General features: G+C 69.5%; 21 protein-coding genes. 13 read left to right on the top strand and 8 right to left on the bottom strand.

Going from position 1 to position 24,119, the window contains the following annotated elements:
- Positions 1 to 413: helix-turn-helix domain-containing protein (locus tag AC5020_RS05915; RefSeq protein WP_464987568.1), on the bottom strand; the 413-nt coding region annotated here is incomplete at its 3' end.
- Between the two features lie 565 nt (positions 414 to 978).
- Here AC5020_RS05915 and ptsP point away from each other — a divergent pair.
- Positions 979 to 2,697: a phosphoenolpyruvate--protein phosphotransferase gene (ptsP, locus tag AC5020_RS05910; protein ID WP_464987567.1), complete on the top strand. Its 1,719-nt coding sequence runs from the start codon at positions 979 to 981 to the stop codon at positions 2,695 to 2,697.
- A gap of 263 nt (positions 2,698 to 2,960) precedes the next feature.
- On the opposite strand, the gene AC5020_RS05905 is transcribed toward ptsP, so the two are convergent.
- The 3 genes from AC5020_RS05905 to AC5020_RS05895 form a co-directional block, all read right to left on the bottom strand.
- Entirely contained in the window at positions 2,961 to 3,233 is a 273-nt protein-coding gene (locus AC5020_RS05905; RefSeq protein WP_377015994.1) for an HPr family phosphocarrier protein, read from the bottom strand.
- Between the two features lie 97 nt (positions 3,234 to 3,330).
- A complete protein-coding gene (locus tag AC5020_RS05900) occupies positions 3,331 to 4,473 on the bottom strand; it encodes a mannitol-1-phosphate 5-dehydrogenase (RefSeq protein WP_464987566.1) in 1,143 nt (380 codons plus the stop codon).
- A gap of 7 nt (positions 4,474 to 4,480) precedes the next feature.
- Positions 4,481 to 6,562: a PTS sugar transporter subunit IIA gene (locus AC5020_RS05895; RefSeq protein WP_464987565.1), complete on the bottom strand. Its 2,082-nt coding sequence runs from the start codon at positions 6,560 to 6,562 to the stop codon at positions 4,481 to 4,483.
- Positions 6,563 to 6,833: 271 nt separating this feature from the next.
- Here AC5020_RS05895 and AC5020_RS05890 point away from each other — a divergent pair, with 271 nt between their 5' ends.
- Positions 6,834 to 7,166, top strand: coding sequence for an ArsR/SmtB family transcription factor (locus tag AC5020_RS05890; protein WP_377016371.1), 333 nt, complete (start codon positions 6,834 to 6,836; stop codon positions 7,164 to 7,166).
- Entirely contained in the window at positions 7,157 to 7,837 is a 681-nt protein-coding gene (locus AC5020_RS05885) for a cation efflux transmembrane domain-containing protein (protein WP_464987563.1), read from the top strand. Before AC5020_RS05890 ends, AC5020_RS05885 begins: the two co-directional genes overlap by 10 nt.
- 14 nt (positions 7,838 to 7,851) lie before the next feature.
- Here the strand turns inward: AC5020_RS05885 and AC5020_RS05880 are convergent, their stop codons facing one another.
- Positions 7,852 to 8,163, bottom strand: a complete 312-nt coding sequence (locus tag AC5020_RS05880; protein WP_464987562.1) for a putative quinol monooxygenase — start codon at positions 8,161 to 8,163, stop codon at positions 7,852 to 7,854.
- A 245-nt stretch (positions 8,164 to 8,408) separates the two neighbouring features.
- Here AC5020_RS05880 and AC5020_RS05875 point away from each other — a divergent pair, with 245 nt between their 5' ends.
- A complete protein-coding gene (locus AC5020_RS05875; RefSeq protein ID WP_464987561.1) occupies positions 8,409 to 9,359 on the top strand; it encodes an ion transporter in 951 nt (316 codons plus the stop codon).
- 61 nt (positions 9,360 to 9,420) lie between these two features.
- Here AC5020_RS05875 and AC5020_RS05870 read toward each other — a convergent pair whose 3' ends face one another.
- A complete protein-coding gene (locus AC5020_RS05870) occupies positions 9,421 to 10,350 on the bottom strand; it encodes a helix-turn-helix domain-containing protein (protein ID WP_464987560.1) in 930 nt (309 codons plus the stop codon).
- Positions 10,351 to 10,441: 91 nt separating this feature from the next.
- Between AC5020_RS05870 and AC5020_RS05865 the strand changes: the two genes are divergently transcribed.
- The 5 genes from AC5020_RS05865 (at position 10,442) to AC5020_RS05845 (ending at position 15,800) form a co-directional block, all read left to right on the top strand.
- Positions 10,442 to 11,938, top strand: coding sequence for an alpha-glucosidase/alpha-galactosidase (locus AC5020_RS05865; protein WP_464987559.1), 1,497 nt, complete (start codon positions 10,442 to 10,444; stop codon positions 11,936 to 11,938).
- A 46-nt stretch (positions 11,939 to 11,984) separates the two neighbouring features.
- Positions 11,985 to 13,268, top strand: coding sequence for an ABC transporter substrate-binding protein (locus tag AC5020_RS05860; RefSeq protein WP_464987558.1), 1,284 nt, complete (start codon positions 11,985 to 11,987; stop codon positions 13,266 to 13,268).
- On the top strand, positions 13,252 to 14,205 hold the full coding sequence (locus tag AC5020_RS05855; protein ID WP_464987557.1) for a carbohydrate ABC transporter permease: 954 nt from the start codon (positions 13,252 to 13,254) through the stop codon (positions 14,203 to 14,205). Before AC5020_RS05860 ends, AC5020_RS05855 begins: the two co-directional genes overlap by 17 nt.
- The gene (locus AC5020_RS05850; RefSeq protein WP_464987556.1) at positions 14,202 to 15,095 is read left to right on the top strand and encodes a carbohydrate ABC transporter permease; all 894 of its coding nucleotides are present in this window, start codon (positions 14,202 to 14,204) and stop codon (positions 15,093 to 15,095) included. Before AC5020_RS05855 ends, AC5020_RS05850 begins: the two co-directional genes overlap by 4 nt.
- A gap of 132 nt (positions 15,096 to 15,227) precedes the next feature.
- Positions 15,228 to 15,800 (top strand): GNAT family N-acetyltransferase, encoded by a 573-nt coding sequence (locus tag AC5020_RS05845; RefSeq protein ID WP_494564399.1) that lies wholly within the window; start codon positions 15,228 to 15,230, stop codon positions 15,798 to 15,800.
- 1 nt (position 15,801) lies between these two features.
- Here AC5020_RS05845 and ku read toward each other — a convergent pair whose 3' ends face one another.
- Positions 15,802 to 16,923: a non-homologous end joining protein Ku gene (gene ku, locus AC5020_RS05840; RefSeq protein WP_464987554.1), complete on the bottom strand. Its 1,122-nt coding sequence runs from the start codon at positions 16,921 to 16,923 to the stop codon at positions 15,802 to 15,804.
- 190 nt (positions 16,924 to 17,113) lie between these two features.
- Here ku and AC5020_RS05835 point away from each other — a divergent pair, with 190 nt between their 5' ends.
- The 4 genes from AC5020_RS05835 (at position 17,114) to AC5020_RS05820 (ending at position 21,512) form a co-directional block, all read left to right on the top strand.
- Positions 17,114 to 17,626 (top strand): DUF2975 domain-containing protein, encoded by a 513-nt coding sequence (locus tag AC5020_RS05835; protein ID WP_464987553.1) that lies wholly within the window; start codon positions 17,114 to 17,116, stop codon positions 17,624 to 17,626.
- Complete coding sequence (locus AC5020_RS05830) at positions 17,626 to 17,859, top strand: helix-turn-helix domain-containing protein (RefSeq protein ID WP_377016031.1); 234 nt, start codon at positions 17,626 to 17,628, stop codon at positions 17,857 to 17,859. The genes AC5020_RS05835 and AC5020_RS05830 overlap by 1 nt, the downstream gene beginning before the upstream one ends.
- Before the next feature lie 59 nt (positions 17,860 to 17,918).
- A complete protein-coding gene (locus AC5020_RS05825) occupies positions 17,919 to 20,636 on the top strand; it encodes an ATP-dependent DNA ligase (protein ID WP_464987552.1) in 2,718 nt (905 codons plus the stop codon).
- 672 nt (positions 20,637 to 21,308) lie between these two features.
- Positions 21,309 to 21,512 carry a cold-shock protein gene (locus tag AC5020_RS05820; RefSeq protein WP_377016035.1) on the top strand — a complete coding sequence of 68 codons (204 nt, stop codon included), beginning with the start codon at positions 21,309 to 21,311 and terminating at the stop codon, positions 21,510 to 21,512.
- A 119-nt stretch (positions 21,513 to 21,631) separates the two neighbouring features.
- Here the strand turns inward: AC5020_RS05820 and AC5020_RS05815 are convergent, their stop codons facing one another.
- Positions 21,632 to 24,034, bottom strand: coding sequence for a family 78 glycoside hydrolase catalytic domain (locus AC5020_RS05815; protein WP_464987551.1), 2,403 nt, complete (start codon positions 24,032 to 24,034; stop codon positions 21,632 to 21,634).
- Positions 24,035 to 24,119 lie beyond the last annotated feature (85 nt).

The raw sequence follows: 24,119 nt of genomic DNA, 5'->3' as shown, positions 1-24,119 counted from the left end.
CAGCACTGGTTCGGCATCGCCGCGGCGAAACGGATGTAGGAGGACCTCGGTCGTTTCTTCGGCTCCGGGGTCACCAGGCCCTGACGGACGAGGATCCGGTGCACGGTCGCACGAGAGATCACGAGGTAGTGACGGTGCTCCAGGTGCCAGCGGATGGAGTCCGCGCCGGCATCCAGGCCCTCCTCGAGCAGCCGCTCCCGCAGGGCCACGATCACCTCGACCTGGGCCGCGGGAACTGCCGTCGGGCTGTGGTGCGGCCGACGCGAAGACGGCTCGAACACGGCCTCGCCCTCGGTACGATACCGGGCCATGAGTCTGCTGATCCAGCCCTGAGAGACCCCGTAGGTGCGTGCGACCTCCGACTGCGAGGACCCAGCAAGGACAGCAGTGACCACCAACCGACGCTTCGACATGCCTGAGACTCATGCCGATGTCCTGCAACACGCTATGCCGATGTCCCGAGACATCCCATTCCGATGTCCTGAACCAAGACACCGCACCCTCCGCCTTCGGCTGTTGCCACCGCTGCCGCCGCTGCCTGGGCTTTCGCCGCGGCCACGGGTCATGGCCTGGCCCGCGGGTCGGGGTCATCGGTTCTGGCCGCGGCCTGCGGAACGGACCACGGGTCGCCTCGCGGACCGGCTCGAGAGCCTTGCGAGGTGGATTGGCTCGAATTGGAGCCAGTATGTGCACACGTAGGCGCTATATAGAGCTATCGGTGCACATGCTGGCTCCAAACTGGCGCACGTGCCCGGGCAGGTCCGCCCGGCTGCGCCCGCCCCCGCCTGGAACCTGCCGCCCGGCTCCGCCTGCCCCGCCCAGGCTTGCCGCGCCCCGCCCACCCCCGCCTGGAACGTGCTGCCCGACGCGTAGCATGAGCGTGTCGTCGTTCGAGGTCGCGCGGGCACTCTCGGCGTGACGGGGGTGCCTGCCGCCCCCTGCGACACCTCACCAGGACGCCCGAAGGAGAAGTCAGCGATGGCCCAGTACACAGGTGTTGCCGTCAGCCCCGGCCGCGTGGTCGGCCCCGTCCGATCGATGGCACCGCCGGTCGCGGAGCCGCCCGCGAACGAGAAGCTGCCCGAGGGCGCGGACCCCTCCGCCGAGGCTGCCCGCATCCCCGAGGCGGCCGCCGCCGTGCAGGCCGCGCTGACCCGGCTGGCCGAGCGCGCCTCGGCCGACGGCAAGCAGATCCTCGAGGCCACCGCCCAGATGGCCGCCGATCCGTCCCTGTCCCAGACCGCCCAGGGCTTCGTGATCTCCGACGGCAAGTCCCCGGCCCGCGCCGTGTGGGAGGCCGGTGACCAGGTGGCCACCATGCTCGAGGGCCTCGGCGGTTATATGGCAGAGCGCGCCACGGACGTGCGCGACGTGCGGGCCCGCATCGTCGCCGAGCTGTGCGGCGAACAGGCTCCCGGCATCCCTGACGCCGAGGAGCCGTTCGTGCTGACCGCTGTCGATCTCGCCCCGGCCGACACCGCGACCCTCGACCCCGAGCGCGTCCTGGCCCTGATCACCTCGGACGGCGGTCCGCAGTCCCACACCGCGATCCTCGCCCGCCAGCTCGGACTGCCGGCGATCGTCGCCGCCCAGGGCATCCACGACATCGCCGACGGCACCGAGGTGTTCGTCGACGCCGGATTCGGCACCATCACCGACGACGTCACCGACGAGCACCACCGCTTCGCCGCCGCCTGGAGCGAGCTGCAGAAGAACCCGCTGACCTACGAAGGCGGCGGGGCAGTGCTGACCGATGGCACCCGCGTCCAGCTGCTGGCCAACATCGGCGGCGCCGCCGACGCCGAGAAGGCCGCCGCCGCCAACGCCGACGGCGTCGGCCTGTTCCGCACCGAGTTCCTGTTCCTGGACCGCGAGGACGAGCCCTCCGTCGCCGAGCAGACCGGCGCCTACGCCGAGGCCTTCGCCCACCTGCCCGGCAAGAAGGTCGTGGTGCGCACGATCGATGCGGGCGCCGACAAGCCGCTGCCCTTCCTCACCGAGGCCGACGAGCCGAACCCGGCCCTGGGCGTGCGCGCCTACCGCACCTCCTGGACGAAGCGCTCCGTGCTGACCAATCAGCTCGACGCGATCGCCGCCGCGGCGAAGGAGACAGACGCGAAGCCCTGGGTGATGGCGCCCATGATCGCTACGGTCACCGAGACCGAGGACTTCGCGGCCCTGTGCGCCGAGCGCGGCCTGAGCCCGGCCGGGATCATGGTCGAGACGCCGTCCGCCGCGATCACCGCGGACCGCCATCTGAGTGCGTGCGACTTCGTCTCGATCGGCACCAACGACCTCACCCAGTACACGATGGCGGCGGACCGCCAGCTGGGATCCCTCGCGCACTTGAACAACCCGTGGCAGCCCGCGGTCCTGTCCCTGGTCAAGGCCAGCTGCGACGGGGCACGCGCCGCCGGAGGGGACCCGGACGCCTTCGGGGAGAGCGCGAACAAGCCCGTCGGCGTCTGCGGCGAGGCCGCCGGCGACCCGGGGCTGGCTGTGGTGCTCGTGGGCCTGGGCGTCAACAGCCTGTCGATGACCCCGCGCTCCCTGCCGGCCGTCGCCAGAGTGCTCTCGACGGTGGACCTGGCTCAGGCCAAGGAGCTGGCCGCGAAGGCGGTGGCCGCCCGCACCGCCGAGGAGGCCCAGCACGCTGTCCGTGCCGGCCTGCCGGTCCTCGGCGAGCTGGGGCTGTGACGGGCTGAGACCCAGCGCCGGGGCGCGAACTCCAGCCTCCATGCCCGGGCACCAGCCTCTATGCCCGGGTACCAGCCTCCCGGGCTTCGACAAAAATTGGCCGTCAGCGTCGAGTCACCCCCGATATGGGTCGTGCTCCTGCGCTGACGGCCAATTAGTTGTGCCGGTGCCGGTGCCGGTGCCGGTCGTGGCCTACCGGGCCTGCCTGCCTGGCCGGGGCCGACCGGGTCTGGCGGCAGGCCCAGGCTGCCGTGGACCGCGCCTCACTCCTGGGCGTCGAGGTCCTTCTCGAGCAGATCCGCCAGCGCGTTGACCGACTCCTCGGCACCCTCGCCCTCGGCGCGCAGCGTGACCTCGTCGCCCTGCGCAGCACCCAGGGTCATCAGCATCAGCATGCTGGAGGCCTGCACGGCATTGCCGCCGACCTTCTCGATGGTCACGGTCGCAGGCTGTTCGCCGGCGGCCTGCGCGAAGATCCCTGCGGGGCGTGCGTGGAGCCCGGAGGCGCTGGCGATCGTGACGGTACGCTCTGCCATGTTCTCTGCCTTTCGATGGGCCGCCGCGGGGTCGCGACGGTCTCTCGGCGCGAGGTCCCGCGCCGGTGCGTATGGGTGCGGTGTGGAATATATCCGCTCAGAGCGCGGACTGCCGGGCCGCGATGGCGTCCCGCACCTGTGCGAACAGCGGATGCGACTCCTCGAGTCCCGTGATCGCGGTGGCGGCGCTCTCGGGACCCTGGGAGCGGAGGATCTCCTGCAGCCGGTCGGCCTCGTCGTCTCCGTCCGGTGTGAAGGCGAGGGCGGCGGAGAACGAGGCCAGGAGCCCATCGGTGCCCAGGCCCAGCTCGGCGAGCTCCGCGGCCGGGCCGATGATCCGTTCGTGCCGGGAGAGTTTGCGCAGCGGCGCTCGTCCCACCCGCTCGACGGGGTCCGGCAGGTGCGGGTTGGCGAAGCGATTCATGGCCTTGGCCGCGTACTCGGCCTGCGTGTCCTCGTCGAAACCGTGCTTGGCCACCAGCAGTGCGGAGGTCTCGGAGAGCACGGCCTTGACGCGGCCGTGGACCCGGCTGTCGGAGACGGCATCGGCGATCCGCGCGTGCCCCGCCGCCCAGCCGTGCCAGGCGGCGGTGGCGTGGCCGGTGTTGACGGTGAAGAGCTTGCGCTCGATGTAGGGGCCCAGATCCTCGACCCAGGTGATGCCGGGGATGTCCGGCTCGTGGCCATCGAAGGGACGGCGGTCCACTGCCCACTCGTGGAAGTCCTCGACGATCACGTCCAGGCCCGTCCCTGCGGGCTGGACCGGGACGATCCGGTCCACGGCCGTGTTCGCGAACAGAGCCTTGTCCTCGAGATCCTCACCCTGGTAGCCGGCGCGGATCTCCTGCTCCAGCAGATCGGTGGCGTTCAGCGCGTTCTCGCACGCCATCACCGCGACCCGGGGTGCCCCGTCGGGGCGGGCCGCGATACCGGCGGCGATCGCCGGGGCGACGAAGCGCAGGATGTGCGCGCCCACGGCCGTGGTGACGACGTCGGCCGAGGCGATCTCCGCCGTCAGCGCGTCGGCATCCTTCGTGGAGTTGATCGCTCGGAAGCCGTCGACCACGGTCTCGTCCGGGCTCTGGCCGACGGTGCGGACCGCGTACGAATCCGCCTCCTGCAGCGAGGCGATGAGCTCGTCCGCGACGTCGGCGAAGACCACCTCGTACCCTGCCTCGTGCAGCAGCAGACCCACGAACCCGCGGCCGATGTTCCCTGCTCCGAAATGCACTGCCTTCATGGTCTGATCACTCCTCGTCGTCGCTGAAGATGGCCAGGATCTCCTCGGCCGTGGTGGCCTCTTCCAGGCGGGTGACCTGGGCGGGGTCGGAGAAGGTCATGGCGACCTTCTGGAGCAGGGTGAGGTGCTCGTCGCCGACCCCGGCGATCCCGATGACGAACTTCGTCTCGTTGCCGTTCCAGTCGATGCCGCCGGGGTAGCGGACGAACGACATGGCCGAGCGCTTGATGGTGGACTTCGCCTCGTTGGTGCCGTGGGGGATGGCCAGGCCGTTGCCCATGAACGTCGAGACGGAGGCCTCCCGGTCGTGCATCGCGGCGATGTAGCCCTCGTCCACGGCCCCTGCGGTGACCAGCAGGCCGCCGGCCTCGTCGATGCCGGAGGCGGAGTCCGTCGCGCTGCCGGAGAGGACGATGCTGGCGGGGGAGAGGATCTCCGGCTCGGCGGCGTCGGCGTCAGGGTCGGCATCGGATGCGCCCGCCTCCGGGGCCTGGACGGCCGCGGCCGCAGTGCCGCTCTCTGGCGCGGCATCGGGATTGTTGCGCTGCTCGACCAGGTCGACCACCTCGTCGTAGCGCGGCGAGTTCATGAACTGGTCGACGCTGACGTGGACGGCCGAGCCGGTGCGCTGACGGGCACGGTCGGTCAGCTCCTTCTGGGTGACCACCACGTCCCACTCGTCGGACAGGCTCGAGATGGCCTTGTTGGTGACCTCCACCTCCTCGAAACCGGCCGCGCGCACCTTCTTGCGCAGCACCGTCGCACCCATGGCCGAGGAGCCCATGCCGGCGTCGCAGGCGAAGACGATCCGCTGGATGGGCCCGGTGTGACCGGAGGCGTCGGTCGCGCCTGCGACGGCGGCGGCCCCCGCACCGACACCGGTGAGGGCGCCCGAGACCGAGGACTTCTTGCCCTTCATCTGCTCCATCTTGGCGGTGGCGCCGGCGATGTCCCCGTCGTCCTGCGCGCCCATGCGCAGCAGCAGCGCCGAGAGTGCGAAGCTCACCGCGGTTGCGGCCAGCACCGCCAGGGAGATGCCCAGGTACGAGTCGCGCGCTGCCACGACGAAGATCGCGAAGATCGAGCCCGGAGCCGCCGGTGCCCTCAAACCGGTCTCGAACAGGACGTTGACCGCGACGCCGGCCATGCCACCGCCGATGGCGGCGAGGATCAGAACGGGCTTCATGAGCACGTAGGGGAAGTAGATCTCGTGGATGCCGCCGAAGAACTGGATGATGGTCGCGCCAGGGGCGGAAGCACGGGCCGCGCCCCGGCCGAAGAAGGTGTAGGCCAGCAGGATGCCGACGCCCGGGCCGGGGTTCGCCTCCAGCAGGAACAGGACGGACTTCCCGTTCTGTCCGACTTCGCTGAGGCCCAGCGGGGTGAGGACGCCGTGATTGATGGCGTTGTTGAGGAAGAAGACCTTGGCGGGTTCGATGAGGATCGAGACCAGCGGCAGCAGGTGGGCGTTGACCAGGGACTCCACGCCGGCTGAGAGCAGGTTCATCAGGCCGTTGACCAGCGGGGCGAGGCCGAAGAAGCCGGCGACCAGCAGGAGGAAGCCGACGATGCCGGCGGAGAACATGTTCACGAGCATCTCGAAGCCCGCGGGGATGCGCTCCTGCCACAGCTGGTCGAGCTTCTTCATCACCCATGCGGCCAGCGGCGCCATGATCATGGCGCCGATGAACATGTGCACCTGACCCAGGGCCTGGAACTCGGACTCAGGGTTGCCACCCGCGAGCCACTGCTCCAGCGCGCGGGCGTTCTCCTGGTCGATCAGCCAATCCGAGCCGGCGATGACGCCCATGGTGGCGATGACGCCGACCACGGCACCGCGCGCCTCGTAGATCATCCGGCCACCGGTGTTGGCGATCAGCAGCGGCAGCAGGTAGTGGATCATCGGGCCGACGACGCTGGCCAGCGGCTCGTTCGGCGTCCAGCCCTCGGGGATGAAGAACGCGGTGAGGATGCCCCAGGCGATCAGGGCGGGGATGTTCGGCATCACCATGTTCGACAGGGAGGTGCCGACCTTCTGCAGGGCCACGCGCGGGGAGAAACTGCGGGGCGCCTCGGTAGCTGTGGTCATCACATGTCCTCGTAGACAGCGGTGGCGACGCGGCGTCGCCACGGTGGGACGTGCGGCGCGCCGGTCGGCGTGCCGGGCGGCAGGGGTGCCCGAGGCGGAGCGATGATCCGCGGGGAATCACGGGAAGGAACCTGCCGGTGCCGCCGAGTCTATGCCGTCCATCGCCCCTGGACGCACCGCCTCACCGGCACGTTCCGCGGCGCCGGGCACAAGCGGCCGCGAGACGAGCAGAACCTCACAGTACAGAGAAGCGTGTATTGTCTCTCGCGTGATCGAGACCGCTGACCGCACCCACACCGCCTCGCTGGCCCGGCTGGGATATGCGCTGGCCGACGACACCCGCGCCCGCATCCTGCTGGCGCTGCGGGAGGCCCCGGCCCTGCCCAGTGACCTGGCCGACGCCCTGGGCGTCTCCCGCCAGGTGATGTCGAACCAGCTCGCGTGCCTGCGCGGATGCGGGCTCGTCGAGCGGGAGCGCGAGGGCCGACGGGTCTGGTACCGGCTCGCCGATCCCCGCCTGGCCGGCGCGCTCAGCGAGATGCTGCGTGCATGCCTCGCCCTGGACCCCGAGTGCTGCACGGGAGAGGAGTGCCGATGCCTGTGACCACGACCGGCCCGGATGCCGCGCGCCGCGCCGTCCTGCAGCGCCGGATCCGCTGGATCGTCGCGGCGACGATCACCTACAACGTCATCGAGGCCGTCGTGGCCCTGACTGCCGGGCGGATCGCCTCGTCGGCCGCCTTGGTGGGGTTCGGGCTCGACTCGATCGTCGAGGTGCTCTCCGCCGCGGCCGTGGCGTGGCAGTTCGCCGGGCCCGATCCTGACAAGCGTGAACAGGTGGCGCTGCGCGTGATCGCCGTGTCCTTCTTCGCGCTGGCCGCGTTCGTGACGGTCGATGCGACCAGGTCACTGCTGAGTGTGGACGCGGCGGAGCATTCGAGCGTCGGCATCGCACTCGCCGCGGTCAGCGTGATCATCATGCCGGCCTTCTCCTGGTTCGAGCGCCGCACCGGCATGGAGCTGGGCTCACCGTCGGCCGTCTCCGACTCCAAGCAGACCCTGATCTGCGCGTACCTCTCGGCGGCGGTGCTGATCGGGCTGGTGCTCAACAGCGTGCTGGGCTGGGGGTGGGCCGACGCGGTCGCCGCGTTCGTGATCGCCGCCTTCGCCGTGCGCGAGGGGCTGGAAGCCTGGCGCGGTGACGCGTGCAAGCAACCGGTCGCGGCGCTGACCGGGGAGATCGAGCCGCACCAGGACCCGCACGACTGCTGCTGAGGGAAGAGTCGGCCTCAGAGCTGGCCCTGGGCCTCCGTGCCGGCGGCGATCGGGGTCATGCGGGTCACCAGCGTCGGCTTCTCGATGAGGTCGGCGATGTCCTCGTTCAGCAGCGTCACGGCCTCTCCGCCGGCGTGCGTGCCGAGATCCTCCGCGCTCGTCCACTTCTCGATCATGGTGATCGTGCCGTCCTCGGCGTCGTGGATGGCGTAGAGCTCGCAGCCCTTCTCCTCGTGCACGGCGGCGATCCCGCGCTGCATGGCGTCGGCGAGATCCTGCTTCCTGTCGGGCTTGGGGTAGAACACGGCGGTGACGACGACGGTCATGAGGGGCTCCTTCGGCCGATGGCGGATCGTGGCGGCGAACTTATCAGCCGGTGTGCTGGGAGCGTTCGCCCTGACGAGCATGCGGACGAGGCGCTGCGACGGGCCGGAGGCACCCAGGACATGCCGGACCTCGCCCAGTACCCTGACGCGGTGAATGCTCCTCGCGGGTGACGGTGAGCCCCGGGGGACGACGAACCGGGCGGGGCCGTGTCGAGGCCTCCCAGCAGGAGGGGTCGGAACAGGTGATGACGTCATCAGAGTCATCGGGGGTCGGATGGCGCGAACGCGTCGACGGCTTCGTCGAGCACGCGTCCGTGCAGCGTCTGGTCGTCGGTGTCATCCTCGCCAACGCGGCGATCCTCGGCCTGCAGACCACGCCCTGGGGGCACGGCCGCGGCGACGCCCTGCTCACGGTGCTGGACTCGGTGTGCCTGACGGTGTTCGTCATCGAGCTCGCCCTGAAGCTCGTCGCCAAGGGCGGACGCTTCTTCCGCTCCGGCTGGAACGTCTTCGACCTGATCGTGGTCGCGATCGCGCTCATCCCGGAATCCGGCGGGCTCTCGGTGCTGCGCACGCTGCGGGTGCTGCGTCTGATCTCGCTCGTGAAGCGGCTGCGGTTCGTCATCGAGGCGCTGGCCGGCGCCATCCCGGGCCTCGCCTCGATCGGTGCGCTGCTGGGGCTGATCTTCTACATCGGCTCGGTGATGGCCACCTCCATGTTCGGCCAGACCCACCCGCAGTGGTTCGGCAGCATGGGCGATTCCGCGTACACCCTCTTCCAGGTGCTCACGCTGGAGAGCTGGTCGATGGGGATCGTACGCCCGGTGATGGAGACCCATCCGTGGGCATGGGCCTTCTTCATCCCGTTCATCCTGCTGGCCGCCTTCACGGTGCTGAACCTGTTCGTCGCCGTCATCGTCGATTCCATGCAGCACCTGCGCGACAACCCCGAGGCCTGGCCCGAGCAGGTCGCCGCGCATGAGTCGGGCCCAGCACCGGGACACGAGGCGGGCACGGCGCCGGCGCATGAGGAGAGCGTCGCCGCGCATGAGGAGCGCCCCGCACCGGCGCATCACGAGCTGACCGAGCTGCGAGCCCAGGTCTCGACGTTGCAGGCGGATCTCACGGACGCTCTGGAGATGCTGCGCGAGGTGCGCGAGGAGCAGCGGTCCGCCAGCAGCCTCGAGGAGAGCTGAGCGGGCGACTCACTGCACATGCCGGAGGCGGCGACGGCTCCGCGCGCGAAGCGGTCGCGGCCTATCCCGCGAGGCGGCGGTATTCCCGCGGCGGCATCCCGCAGGCGGCGGTGACGTGCGCGTAGTAGCTGCTGAGTGAACCGAACCCGGAGGCCGCGGCGATCTGGGCCGACGTCATCGACGTGGTCAGCAGCAGCCGCTGCGCCTCCGCGACCCGGCACATGGTCACGTAGTCCCCGAGCGTCACCCCCACCGCGCGGCGGAAGACCGTCATCGCATGCGAGGGCGTCAGATGCACCGCCGCGGCGATCTCGCCCACCGTCAGCTCCTCCCGGAAGGAGGCGACCACGAACTGCGCCATCTCCATGACGTGCCGGGCACGAGGCGACGGTGCGGGCTCAGACGGCGCGGGCTCATCAGCCGCGCCTGCCAGGCCGTGGCGACTGCTGTGGCACGTCGGATCGCGGTCGGCGTGTTCCGGCTCGGCGGCACCCTGGCCGGCATGCCCCGCCGTGGCGGCGCCGGAGCGCACGACCCGGCGGATCATCGCCTGGATCTCGAGCAGGGCGATCTCCGCCTGCTCCGGGTCGCGGTACTCCTCGAGCCAGGTTGAGACCATCTGCTCCAGCCGGCGGCCCAGTGCCCCCGCCTCGATCACCAGCGGCTCCATACGGGCCAGCTCGGCGAACTCCTGCTGGGGAAGGTTCCACGACAGCGCCGTGGACAGCGGCACGTGCACCCAGCACACGTCACCCGGACACGACCCGACCAGGCCGTGCGGCTGCGCGGCCCAGAACATCGCGATGTGCCCCGCCGGGACGACCAGCTGGCGGCCGGAGATCAGATACCGCAGCTGTCCGCTGAGGACCACATTGAGCTCGATGTCGTTGTGGCGGTGCATGGATTCCATGCGCGGCGGGGTGCCGCGTCGGCACCACAGGGCCGGTTCCTGCGTGATGACCGGATCGGGCGTGAATGACTGCGTCGTCATGGCCGCACTGTACGCCCGGGATCGAAGGATCCTGGAAGTTCCGCGCAGGATGACGCGAGAACTCCGGGAGCCCACTGCCTAGCGTGAACGCATGACTTCGACAGTGCCGTCCTCCGCGCCCGCCCCCTCATCCGCTTCCTCCACGTCGCCCGCCGCGCAGCCCGCGACCGCCCCGTCGGCCGACCGGACGTTCCTGCCCGCCCCGAAGATCACGATCATCGGTGCCGGTGGCTTCGTGTTCCCCTTCCGCCTGATCGGGGACATCCTCAGCTTCCCGGCGCTGCGCGAGGCGACGCTGTGCCTGATGGACATCAACCCCGACAAGCTCGGTCCGGTCGCCCGCGCCGCCCGCGAACTCGTCGATCACCACGGCTTCCCGACCACCATCGAGGAGACCACCGACCGTCGCGCCGCCCTGGAGGGGGCCGACATCGTCATCATCACCTTCCAGGTGGGCGGCGTGGAGTCCTACCGGCACGACGTCGAGATCCCGCGGAAGTACGGCATCGACCAGACCGTCGGCGACACCGTCGGCCCCGGCGGTGTGTTCCGCTTCCTGCGATCCGTGCCCGCCTATGAGGCGATCGCCGCCGACGCCCTCGAGGTGTGCCCGCAGGCGACGTTCATCAACTACGCCAACCCGATGGCGATGGCGACGGCGTTCCTGAACACCAAGGGGCTGCGTACCGTCGGCCTCTGCCACAGCGTCCAGGGCACCACCCGCATGCTGGCGCGCACTCTCGAGGTGCCCTACGAGGAGATCTCCTACCGCTGCGCCGGCATCAACCATCAGGCCTGGATCCTCGAGTTCATGCACGGCCAGGAGGACCTCTACCCGAGGCTGCGCGAGGTGATGGCAGCGCGACACCAGCGCGGCCGCGCTGCCGCCGAGCTCGCCGGAGACGACGGCGACCACAGCGAGGCCGCCGAGACCGCCAGCACCTACGAGGGCGGCAACGAGCAGGTCCGCACCGCGATCATGGAGGCCTTCGGCTACTTCCAGACCGAATCCAGCCACCACGCCTCCGAATACCTGCCCTACTTCCGCAAGAACCCCGATCTGGTCCGCGAGTTCATCCCCGAGCGCTGGGATTACTACGAGATCTGCGCCGCCCATGACGACCAGGGCGACATCGACGGCCAGCTCACCAAGCTCAAGGCCGAGCTCGCCCCCTCTCTCGAGTACGGCGCCCAGATCATCAACTCGATCGTCACCGGCACGCCGAGCGTCATACACGGCAACGTGCCCAACCACGGCGCACTGATCGAGAACCTCCCCGCCGATACCTGCGTCGAGGTGCCCTGCCTGGTCGATGCGCGCGGGGTCCAGCCCACCGCGATCGGGCAGCTGCCCCCGCAGCTCGCCGCGGTCAACCGCACCAACGTCAATGTGCAGACCCTCGCGGTGCGCGCCGCCCTGGACGGCGACGTCGAGCACGTCCACCACGCCGTGGCGCTGGACCCGCTGACCGCCGCGCAGGTGACCCTCGACCAGGCCCGCGCGATGACCGAGGAGCTGCTGGCCGCGAATGAAGAGCTGTTGCCGGAGCCGCTGCGCCGAGGGGCAGGGGAGCACGGGGTGAGGTGAGCGCCCGCCGCACGTGAGGGTCCGCGACTCAAAGGAGAGTGACAGCGTGAACAGAATCCGACCCGGTCGGCGCCAGATCCTGGCGGTCGCCGGCATCTCCATGGCCGGTGCGCTCGCCGCCTGCGGCGGCGGCGACACCGGTACGCAGCACCTGCGGCTGTCGTCCTGGAACATTCCCACGGATCTGGAGACGTACCAGAGCATCGCCGACCGCTTCGTCGCGGACCATCCGGGCACCTCGGTGGCGGTGGAGGTGACCACCGGTGCCTTCCACCAGTGGTTCATCACGCGCCTGGCCGCAGATCTGGCCCCCGACATCATCCGGATCACCCCGCAGCAGATCGGCCGGTACGCCGCCAACGGCAGCCTGGTCGATCTCTCCGGTGCGATCCCAGCTGACTACCGCGAGGACTGGTCGGACCCGTTCTGGGCGATCGGGGAGCGGGAGAACGGCATCTTCGGGATCTTCCAGCACACCGACAACTTCATCACCTTCTATGACCGGGACGTCATGGACCAGATCGGCGTGCAGCCCCCGACCGCACTGGAGGACGCCTGGAACTGGGACGAGTTCCTCGAGATCGCGGCCGAGGTGAAGCAGGTGACCGGCAGCTATGCCTTCGGCTACGGCTGGAGCGGATCGGAGACGGCGTACCGCTGGATGCCGCTGATCTATCAGAACGGCGGTGCCTTCCTCGGAGAGGACGGGCTCACCCCGTCCATGGACACCGAGGAAGCCATCGGCGCCCTCGAGTTCGGCAGGCGCTGGTACGCCGACGGGCTCGTCAGCCCCAGCAACATGAGCAAATCCGGGGGTGGGCCGGTCGCCCACGACCTCTTCAGCACCGGGCAGATCGGCATGGTGCTCACCAACCCGGAGGCCATCGCCCCCTTCGACGAGGCGAAACCGGGCCAGTGGGGGACCGCCCCGATGATCAGGAACGTCGGGGAGGCCTCGGACCTCGGCGGCAACGCGCTCGCCGTGACGCGGTCCTCGAAGAACCCGGAGCTCGCCGCCGAGTTGGTGGCGTACATGACCAGCCGCGAGAACATCCGCGAGTTCTGCCACGAAGGCAACTGGATCCCCTCGCGGACCTCACTGGATGCGGCCGCGATCGACTACGCCGACCACTCCGAGGTCATGCAGCGGTTCATCGACCAGGGCACCACCATCCCGCTGTCCATGGTCAAGGCGCAGTCCGGAGAGTTCTTCAGCTCTCTGAACACCGTGTTCGCCGACTACCTGGACCTGTGTCTGCTCGGCGAGCTCACGCCGCAGGAGACCTCCGCACAGATGATGGAGGCGATGCGCAGTGTCACATCCCGCTGACTCCACGATCGACACCGCGGTCGAACCGTCCGCCGTGACCGCCCCCGGGCCTGCGGCGGAGCGGCCCCGGCCCAACCGGGGCCGCCTGGCACCCTATGTGTTCGTCGGCCCGGCGGCGCTGCTGTTCGCCGCCTTCTCGTTGATCCCGATCATCATCGCGATCACGTTGAGCTTCCAGGACACCCAGACCCTCGGCGATGGCGAATGGGTCGGCGTGGACAACTTCGCCCAGATGGGTTCGGACGCCCTGTTCCGCACAGCCCTGGTGAACACCGTGATCTTCACCGTCGGCACCGTGCCCACGGCGATGATCATCGGACTGGCGCTCGCCATCGCGCTGAATCGGCCGCTCGTCGGCAGGGGAGTGCTGCGCGCGATGTTCTTCGTGCCGATGGTCGCGGCCGGAGTGGTCGTGGGCGTCGTGATGTCGTGGATCTTCAACACCGATTACGGCGTCGCCAACAACTTCCTGGAGCTGCTGGGCCTGGGCAGGATGCCCTGGCTGACCTCACCCAGCATGGCCATGTTCACGCTGATCATCGTGGTGGTGTGGACCCGTATCGGATTCTGCATGGTGATCTACCTCGGTGCGCTGCAGTCCATCCCCCGAGAGGTCAAGGAGGCAGCCTCGATCGACGGCGCGGGCAAGTGGGCGCGGCTGCGATCGGTCACGATCCCAATGCTCACGCCGACCACGTCGATCCTGCTGATCCTCAACGTCGTGTTCTCCCTGCAGGCCTTCGACATCATCTACGTGATGACCGGGGGAGGGCCCGGCTTCTCCACCACCGTGCTGATCCAGTACGTGTTCCGTTCTGCGTTCCAGGACGCCCGGATGGGCTACGCCGCGGCGCTGGGCCTCGTCCTGGTCGCGATCCTGCTGATCTTCACGCTGCTGCGCCAGCGAGCCACCAAGCGAGCGGAGAGCTTCCTATGAGCACGATGACCACGCCGAGGCCCCGTGCCGTCTCGCCGGGGGAGGGTGACCGGTCCGGGCTGAGGAGCACCCGCCCGCGGCGGCACTGGCTGCTGTTCGCAGTCCTCGCGATCCTCGCCGCGCTCATGGTCTTCCCGCTGTACTGGATGGTGGTCTCCGCACTGACCCCGGGGGGCCAGTCCCAGAGCGCCGAGTTCTACCTCTGGCCCGATCAGCCCACGCTGTCGAACTACACCGAGGTGTTCTCGACCCAGCCGGTGTGGAGGTGGATCGGCAACTCCCTGCTGATCTCGTGCGTGACCACGGCGCTCTCGGTCGTCGTCTCGCTGGGGGCCGGGTATGCCCTGGCCAAGTTCCGCTTCACCGGCAAGGGAATCCTCTATGCCGCGTTCATGGTGACCATCATGATCCCGATCCAGGTCACGCTCGTGCCGTCCTTCCTGGTCGTCGCCCGGCTGGGACTGGTCGACTCGCCGTGGGCGGTCATCCTGCCCACCGCCTTCGACGTGGTCGGAATCTTCATCGCCCGCCAGTTCATGCTCGGTGTGCCCGACGCTCTGATCGAGGCGGCCAGGGTCGATGGTGCCGGGGAGTTCCGGGCATTCTTATCCGTCGTGCTGCCGACCTCGGGGCCGCTGGTCGGAGTGCTGGTGATCCTCGCGTTCATGACCCGCTGGAACGACTTCCTGTGGCCGATGGTCGTACTGCAGGGCAACGAGAGCTTCACGGTCCCCGTGGCGCTGTCGACCCTGACGAACAACCCGGCCTTCGCCTCACCGTGGGGAGCGGTGATGGCGGTCGCAACCATCACGGTGCTGCCGATCCTGGCGGTGTTCCTGGTCTTCCAGCGGCAGTTCGTCCAGGGGATCTCGAGCACCGGGATCAAGTAGCAGCTAGGGCTCCGAGCAGTGCGCGTCGGTAGATCGGGGGACGGTGCTGGGTGAGAAGGTGGGGCCGTGGACTCGCAGAATTCTTCTTCACAGGACACTTCGCAACGGGTTCACCAGTCGTCTCCACGTCCCCTGTCATCGCACACCGGGCGATCGCAGCGCACCGATCGTCTCCTCCTCGACGTCCCCACCATGGAGGACATCGAGCCCCTGCATGAGATCTACGCGGACCCGCGCGTGTGGACGCACTTCCCCTCCCTGCGCCATACGGAACCGTCCACGACGGGCGCGATGCTGGGTCGCTGGATCACAGCGTGGGAAAGCGACGGCCTTGGTCCGTGGATGGTGCGGGAGGCGGAGAGCCGTACCTTCATCGGGCACGCCGGCTGCCGTCTGCTGGGCGCGTCTGCCGCGGATGCCTTCTGGAACCTCGGCTATCGCTTCGCTCCGGAGGCCCATGGACATGGGTACGCCACGGAAGTATCGCGGGCGGCGCTGGAGGCGGCGAGGGCGCATCGCCCCGAGATCCCGGTGGTGGCATACCTGCTCGAGCACAACACGGCCTCGCGCCGGGTGGCCGAGAAGGTCGGCCTCACGCTGCGCCATCGTGCGCCGGACGCCGGGAACCCGGATCCGCACGCTATCCGCCTCGTGCTGGCCGACCGCGAGCTGACGGCGGCACAGCTCGCCGAGACCCTGCGCTGAGTCAGGAAGCCTTCTTCTTCGAACTCTTCGACGAGCCCTTGGAGCCGGAACTCTTGGAGCCGGAGCTCTTCGATGTGGACTTCTTGGACGTCGAGCTCGAGTCCGACTTCTTCGAGCTGGAGCTGGAGCTGTTAGATCCGGACTTCCTGCTGCCGGAACTCTTGGACCCCGAACTCTTGCTGCTCGAGCTCTTGTCCCCAGAGCTCTTGTCCCCAGAGCTCTTGCTGCTGGAGCGCTTCCGGCCCCGGCTAGAGGAGCCCTTGCTCTCGTCGGAGTCGGCGCCGTCCTTATCGTCTCCGGCCTCGTCACCCGAGTCCTCGCCGGCCGTCCCGCCTCCGCGTCGCTTCTGCACGCTGCGCTCCAGAGCGTCCATGAGGGAGAGGACCTTCCCGTCCTCCTTCTCCTCCTGCTGCGCGCGCTCCTCGCCGAAGGTCTCGTCAGTATCGACCGTGTCGCCCTCCTCGAGCTTGGCGTCCACCAGCTCCTGCAGCTGAGCCTGGTACTCGTCGGTGAACTGCTCGGGCTCGAAGTCGCCGCTGAACTGCTCGACCAGCGCGGCGGACATCGTCTTCTCCTTCTTGCTGACCTTCGACTTCGAAGGGCCGAAATCCGCCTCGCGCAGGTCCTCCGGCCAGCGCAGCGTCTGCAGCACCAGCAGGTCATCGCGAATACGCAGCACTCCCAGGCGCGTCCGGGTGCGCAGCGTGAACGTGACCACCGCAGTGCGCTCGGTGTCCTCGAGCGTGCTGTGCAGCAGCACGTAGGCCTTCGATGAGCGGCCGACGGGCTCGAGGAAGTAGGAGGTGCCCAGCAGGATGGGATCGATCTGCTCGTCGGGCACGAACTGGACCACGTCGATCTCGTCGTTGTCCTCGGCCGGCAGGGAATCCAGCTCCTCGTCGGTGAGGATCACGGTCTTGTCGCCGTCGTCGTAGGCCTTCTCGATGTGGTCGTAGTCGATCTCGCGGCCGCACACCTCGCACACCCGCTTGTAGCGGATCCGGCCGTGGTCCTCATCGTGGACCTGGTGCAGGGAGACGTCGTGCGACCGGGTCGCTCCATACAGCTTCACCGGCACGTTCACGAGTCCGAACGTGATCTCACCGCTCCATATCGCGCGCATACTCCATCACACCACGACGTCGGCGCACCGGACCAGTGACGGTCGGTAGGTCGGCGGGTGCCGTCAGTTCCTCCGCCCGGGGCGTCTGCCTCGCCCAGCGGCCGCCTGCCGCTGCCCGCTGCCCGCCGATCGCTTGCCAAGCCCATCGATAAACGATAGATTGTTGCCGTCGTTCGATAAAGGAGGTGTCATGGGCACGATCAGCGTCCAGGTCCTGCGGGTCATCATCTGGCTCGCGCTCGCCGGAGCGCTCGCGGTCCAGCTCGTCATCGTGCCGCTGCTGTGGCGGGACATGACCGGATCGGGGGTCTCCGCGCTCACGGCGACGCTCCTGACCGGGATCGCCGTGCTGGCCGTGCTCGCGCTGCAGGTCGTGGGCGTGAGCATCCTGCGACTGCTGACTCTGGTGCGCCGCGGCCGGGTCTTCTCCCGCCGCTCGTTCCGCTACGTCGACCTCATCATCGGCGCCATCGCCGTCGAGGCACTCTTCCCGTTCGCGATCGCGGTGATCGCCGCCGTCGCCAACCGCACCACGCCCGGGGACGAGGTGGCTCCCGGCCTCGTGGGCCTCCTGTGCGGCGCGTCCCTGGTGATCGCCGGGGTCGCGCTGGTGGTCTACGTCCAGCGCCAGCTGCTGGCCCAGGCCACCGAGGCCCTCGCCAGGGCGCGGAATCTGCAGTCCGAGCTCGACGAGGTCATCTGATGGCGATCGTCGTCGACATCGACGTGATGCTCGCGCGCCGCAAGATGTCCGTCGGGCACCTCGCCGAGCGCATCGGCATCACCCCCGCCAATCTCGCCGTGCTCAAGAACGGCCGCGCCAAGGCGGTGCGCTTCTCCACGCTGGAGGCGCTGTGCGAGGTGCTTCAGTGCCAGCCCGGGGATCTGCTGCGATGGGAGCCCGGGCCCGAGGAGCCGGCCGACGCGGACTCGTGAGCGGGCAGCTCGCAGGGGATCCTCGTGACGGATCGCATGACCTGCGGCACAGTGTCCCCATGGCTACCGGAGAACAGCGGGTCGAGGTCGAGGGGCGCGAGCTGCGCCTGTCCAATCTCGACAAGGTCTTCTATCCGTCCACGGGCACCACCAAGGGCGAGGTGATCGACTACTACCGGCGCGTCGCCCCGGTGCTGATCCCGCAGGCCACGCGGCGTCCGGCGACCCGCAAGCGATGGGTCGACGGGGTCGGCACCGAGGACGATCCCGGCAAGGTCTTCTTCCGCAAGGACCTGGAGGACTTCGCGCCCGACTGGATGCCGCGGGCGGATATCGAGCACAGCGACGGGCCCTCGACCTACCCCTTGGTCGACGAGACCGCGGTGCTGGTCTGGCTCGCCCAGCTGGCCGCCCTGGAGATCCATACCCCGCAGTGGCGCTTCGACGACGACCTCGAACCGGCAAACCCCGACCGCCTGGTGCTCGACCTCGATCCCGGCAAGGGCGCGGAGCTGGCCGACTGCGCGCGGGTGGCCCAGTGGTGCCGCGAGATCCTCACGGACATGGGCCTGGACGCCGTCCCGGTCACCTCCGGGTCCAAGGGCATCCACCTGTACGCGCCCCTGGATGGCACCAGCACCTCCGAGGAGGTCTCCGACGTCGCCCACCAGCTGGCCCGCGCCCTGGAGGCGGATCATCCCGACCACGTCGTCAGCGACATGAAGAAGTCCCTGCGCGAGGGCAAGGTGCTGGTGGACTGGTCCCAGAACAACGGCAAGAAGACCACCGTGTGCCCCTACTCCCTGCGCGGGCGACTGCGGCCGACGGTCGCCGCGCCGCGCACCTGGGAGGAGATCGAGGACCCGGACCTCGACCACCTCGAGTTCGAGGAGGTGCTCGAGCGCGTCGAGGACGGCCTCGACCCGATCGCCCCGCTGGGCTACGGCGAGGACGCCGGCGACGACGGGTCCGGCGAGGACGACTCCCCGTCGGCCGATCGCGCCCGGGACTGGCTGGAGGTCTACCGCTCCAAGCGGGACCCCGACAAGACGCCCGAGCCCGTGCCCGAGGCGAGTCCGGGCGCCTCCGAGGATGCCCAGGACGCCCTGGATGCCGACGAGCCGATGTTCGTCATCCAGGAGCATCACGCCTCCCGCCTGCACTGGGACTTCCGGCTTCAGCACGAGGGCGTGCTGGTCTCCTGGGCGGTGCCCAAGGGTCCGCCGCTCGAGGTCGACGTGAACCGTCTCGCCGTCCAGACGGAGGACCACCCCCTGGAGTACGGCACCTTCGAGGGCACGATCCCGAAGGAGGAGTACGGCGGGGGAGAGGTCACGATCTGGGATGCCGGCACCATCGAGATCGAGAAGTGGCGCGAGGGCAAGGAGGTCATCGCGATCTGCCACGGCCGTGAGGACGGTGGTCTCGGCGGGGTGCCCCGGCGCTACGCGTTCATCCAGACCGGCGGCATGGGCGGGAAGAAGAAGACCCCTGCCGCGAAGGAGGAGGCCGACTCCAACTGGCTGCTGCATCTGATGAAGGACCAGCCCGACGAGGACGACGCGGCGGGCTCGAAGCGAGCGTCCACGAGCAAGGGCAAGGACAAGGGCAAGAGCACCGACAAGCCCGAGAGCACGAGCAAGAGCAAGAGCAAGAACAAGGACGATCGCGAGAGCACGAGCACGAGCACGAGCACGAGCAAGAACAAGCGCACGAGGAAGGCCGAGGAGGGCGACGCGGCCAAGGACTCGACGAGGAAGGGTGCCTCCCGGGGCCGCTCCTCGTCCGCGACGGAGATGAGCGAGCCGATCTCGCCCATGCTCGCCACCCTGGGAAGCCGCGACGACATCCGCGACGAGGACGAGTGGGCCTTCGAGATGAAGTGGGACGGCGTCCGCGTGATCGCCACCGTCACCGAGGACGCCGTGCGCCTGACCAGCCGCAACGGGCACGACACGACCGATGCCTTCCCCGAGCTCCAGGAGCTGCGCGAGGTCGTCGACCCCGATGTCCTCGCCGAGGGCGAGACCGTCTTCGACGGCGAGATCGTGGCCCTCGACGCCCAGGACCGCCCCTCCTTCTCCCGCCTGCAGCAGCGGCTCGGGCTCACGCGCGAACGGGACGTCGAACGCGCCCGGCAGGAGGTCGAGGCCCACGTGATGCTGTTCGACCTGCTGGTGCGCGGCGGCGAATCCCTGCTGCGCGCCCCGTACCGCGAGCGCCGCGACGCGCTGTACGAGGTCGCCGAACCCGCCGAGCACGTCCAGCTGCCCCACGCCGACCACGGCGACGTGGACCACGCGATCCAGCTGTCCAAGCAGCTGCAGCTCGAAGGCGTGATGGCGAAGAAGGAGGACGGCACCTACCGGGCCGGAAAACGCAGCCGCACCTGGATCAAGATCAAGAACGAGCGCCACCAGGAGGTGGTCGTCATCGGCTGGCGGGAAGGGAAAGGGGCCCGCTCGGGCACCATCGGATCGCTGCTGATCGCCGTGCCGGACGCCGACGGCGAGCTGAGCTACGCCGGGCGCGTCGGCACCGGTTTCACCGAACGCGATCTCGAGAAGGCCGCCGGCACACTCCGCTCCCGCACCCGCAAGACTCCACCCGCGGACGACGTGCCCGCGGCGGACAGCCGCGACGTCCAGTGGGTGCGCGCGGATCTCGTCGGCGAGGTGCAGTACACCGAGCGGACCGGGGACGGCCGGCTGCGCCACCCCGTCTGGCGAGGGTTCCGGCCCGACAAGGACGCCGACGAGGTGCGCTGGGAGGAGTGAGACCCAGCGCCGCGTTCCCGCCTGACCAGGGGATCCGGGTGTCCTCCGTCCGATGGATCACACGCGTGCACGAGCATCCCCGTCCATGCCGTAGGCTCAATGCAGTTGTTCGCACGATCCCGCCTCACGGCGGGGGAAGCACGCGCCGCACCTCCGGGTCGCGGAGATCGGGTGCTCTGGGAGCGGATGATCGCACGGCGCGTGACGTCTCGTTCTCGAGGCGGACCGACGACGGTCGCGTCGCACTATCTACGAAATTGGTACTTCATCACCTCCTCCGCACTTTCCCCGCACGTCGACGTCCCCACGTCACCCCTCACGTCCGCGCCGACGGCCGCCCCCGCGACCGTTGCAGCGCACCCCACCCTCTCCTGGCTCCGAGCCGATCACGACACCCATGTCGCCACGCTCGCCGGAGAGTACGCCGGCCACGTCGTCAGCAGCGCTGACGCGCCGGTCCACACGGCCTACGGGCCCCAGTTCGGCCGCATCGGCGACTTTCTGTCGCTGGCCGCGGCTCAGGCGGCCCTGGAGGCCGCACCTGCACCCCGCACGGGCAGCGTCGACCGCATCGGTCGGCGTGACGCCCGGGGTGCCACCCATCCGCGGCGGCGCCGTCGCCACGGATACACGGGTCACGAACGTGGCTCACGACAACGAAGGAATATCGCCATGGCTACTGGCATCGTCACCTGGTTCAACTCCGACAAGGGCTACGGGTTCATCGCCCCCGAGGACGGCTCCGCCGATGTGTTCGCGCACTTCAGCGCGATCGCCGGCACCGGCCGCCGCGACCTCGAGGAGAACCAGCGAGTGGAGTTCGAGACCGAGCAGGGCCCCAAGGGCATGCAGGCAGTGAACATCCGCTCCATCTGAGCGCTCCGGCCGGTCACTGACCGGCCCTGACGACCGGCGGGTCCGCCTCGCGGATCCCGGTCACGACCACGACGCCCGTCGGGTCCGGCACATGCCGGCACCGGCGGGCGTCGTCCGTGTCACGGTGCCGGGCGCCCGATGGTGTGCCGGCCGGCCTCGAGGACCTGCTCGATCCCCGGCAGCACCACTCGGGCGCGGGTCCCGGCGGGCACGGTCACGGTCACCGTCGCGGCCTCGCGATCCACCTCCACCGCGATCTCGCCATGGCGGGTGCGGCGGGTCAATGCGACGCGGCCGACGGGGACATCGGGATCGGGGGCGACCAGGAACTCCCGCCAGCCATCGCGCCCGCGCCGCAGCCCGGCCACGTGCTCGTGGATCCAGGTCACCGGCGTGCCCATGAAGTAGTGCGAGCACGAGCGCGGGTTCTCCCACATCTCCATGAAGGTCGAGTTGCCGGCGGCGAGCCAAGCCCGCCACCCCGGTGCCGTGGGAGCGGACAGCACCCGCAGCGCCAGGTCCCCGTGGCCGTGCTCGGAAAGTACCGGCAGCAGGTACCGCACCCCGATGTGCCCGCAGTCGTGATGGTCCCGGCGCGCCTCGATGTCCGCGACCAGGCCCGCCACGACGCGCTGGATGTGCTCTTCGGGCACGATCCCGAAGGCCAGCGGCAGCAGATTGCTGGTCTGGCGGTACTGATTCGAGCCCGGGTCGCGGTACAGGCCATGCTCGGTGTCGAGGAAGACGTCGTTGACCGCGGCCTCGAGCCGGGACGCGTGCCGGCGCAGCTCAGCGGGCGCGGGGAGGCCGCCCCCGACCGCTTCGTCATCCCCGGCTGAGGGAGCGTGGCTGACCGGCTCGCCGTCGCTGACCGGAGCGCCGCCGCTGACCGGAGCGTGCCCAGGAGTCTCCCCACCGCTGACCGGAGCGCGGCCAGGAGTCTCCCCGCCGGCGGTGGCCGCGAGCTCGATCGCGTGGGCGAGGGCACGCAGGGCCCTGGCGACGAAAAGGCTGGCCGTCAGCCGCTTGTCCTCCGGTGCCGGACCGGGACTGCCGGGCGTGAGGTAGTCACCGAGCACACCGGAGATGAGACCGTCCTCATCGCGGCGTGAGAGCTCGTAGTCCAGATATTCCGTGGCCTCCGGCCCGTGCTCGCGCACTGCCTCCGTGTCCCCGTACTCCACGGCCAGCTCTTCGAGCAGCACGGGCAGCAGTGTGGTCCACTCCGGGGCGGGGGAGAGCTCCTCGTAGCCCCATCCGGGGGTCGGCGCGATCACGGCCAGCGACCCGTCGGCGCGTTGCGTGTCTGCCTGGTCTCTGGCCCATTTGCGCAGCATCCGATGCATGTCGAAGCTCGTGACCATCGCCGCCAGGGAGGTCAGTGCGTCCCCGGTCCACCCGTTCTTCTCGTGCATCGGGGTGTCGGTGGGCACATGGTGCATGTTGTTGGCCAGCGAGGCCCTCATCGCCGTATCGAACCGCTCCAGGTAGGTGTCGGAGGAGCTCAGCGTGCTGGCGGGGGCGAGGTCCGCGTGGGCGAGCACGCCGGTGACTTCGAGACCGCCGAGGTCACCGCGAAGCGGCTCCAGCTGGACGAACCGGAATCCCTTGTAGCTGTGCTGCGGCTCGAAAGACCGGGCGAAGGCCGGTTCCAGGCGCACCCGGTCCTCCTGGAAGCGGTCGGTGTAGATGTGCTCGTTGTCGTCATCGACCGTGCCGTCATCGCGCAGCTTCTCTCCGTGCCGGGCCACGAACTCGACCGGTTCCGCGTCGAGGCCCACCTCAGCTGCGAGCTGGTACCGGCTCCAGCCGGCGAGCACGCGGCCCATGTCCAGGACGATGCACTCGGGGCTCGAGGACACCACGGCCGGGGTGAACTCGCCCTGGACGACCACCGGCTCCTGCTCCTGGACCTGCAGGAGCGGAGCCGGTGCGGCCGTCCTGATCCGGGAACCCGTGCCGGGCGAATCCACGAGCACCGGGTGCCACGCGGAGTCGTCGTAGTCCGGCAGCCGCCACGCCTCGGGCGCCTCCTCGGGGGCGAACGTCTCGCCCTCGTACATCGAGTCCTCGACGATGGGCCCCGGCCGGGTCCGCCACCCCTCGTCGGTGGCGATGGATCGGGAGCTGCCGTCGGCGAGCTCGATCTCCAGATGCGCCCAGGCCCGCACCGGACCGCGCCAGGGCGCCTGCTCCCAGCGCCAGACGTTCGGCGTGCGCATCCCGTGGAAGCCACGCCCGAGCTCGATGCCCAGCGCGTTGGGGCCCGCTGCCAGCAGCGTGGTGACATCGAGGTCACACACCTGCACCCGGCGTCGCGGGTCCGTCAGGCCCGGATCCAGGCGGGCCCCGGAGGTCGCAGCACCGTTGAGATAGGTACGGAACGTACCGAGCCCCGTAACCAGCAGACGGGCAGAGACCGGCGGCGCGGGCAGGTCGAACACGGTACGAAGCAGAGGATTCTGCGGATCCTCGCCCGGTGCCGTGATCCAGCGGGCGAGAGCGGGGTCGAGATCCGGCATCGCGGGGGCCACCTGGTTCCTGGGATGGGCGCCGATCGATCGGCGTCGACGGATCGGCACAGTGTGCCATGGTGCCGCGCGGACG

This window comes from Brachybacterium sp. SYSU DS0246 (assembly GCF_059391765.1).
Note: the sequence above shows the minus strand (reverse complement) of the source record. Positions and strands in the feature narration are given on the sequence as shown.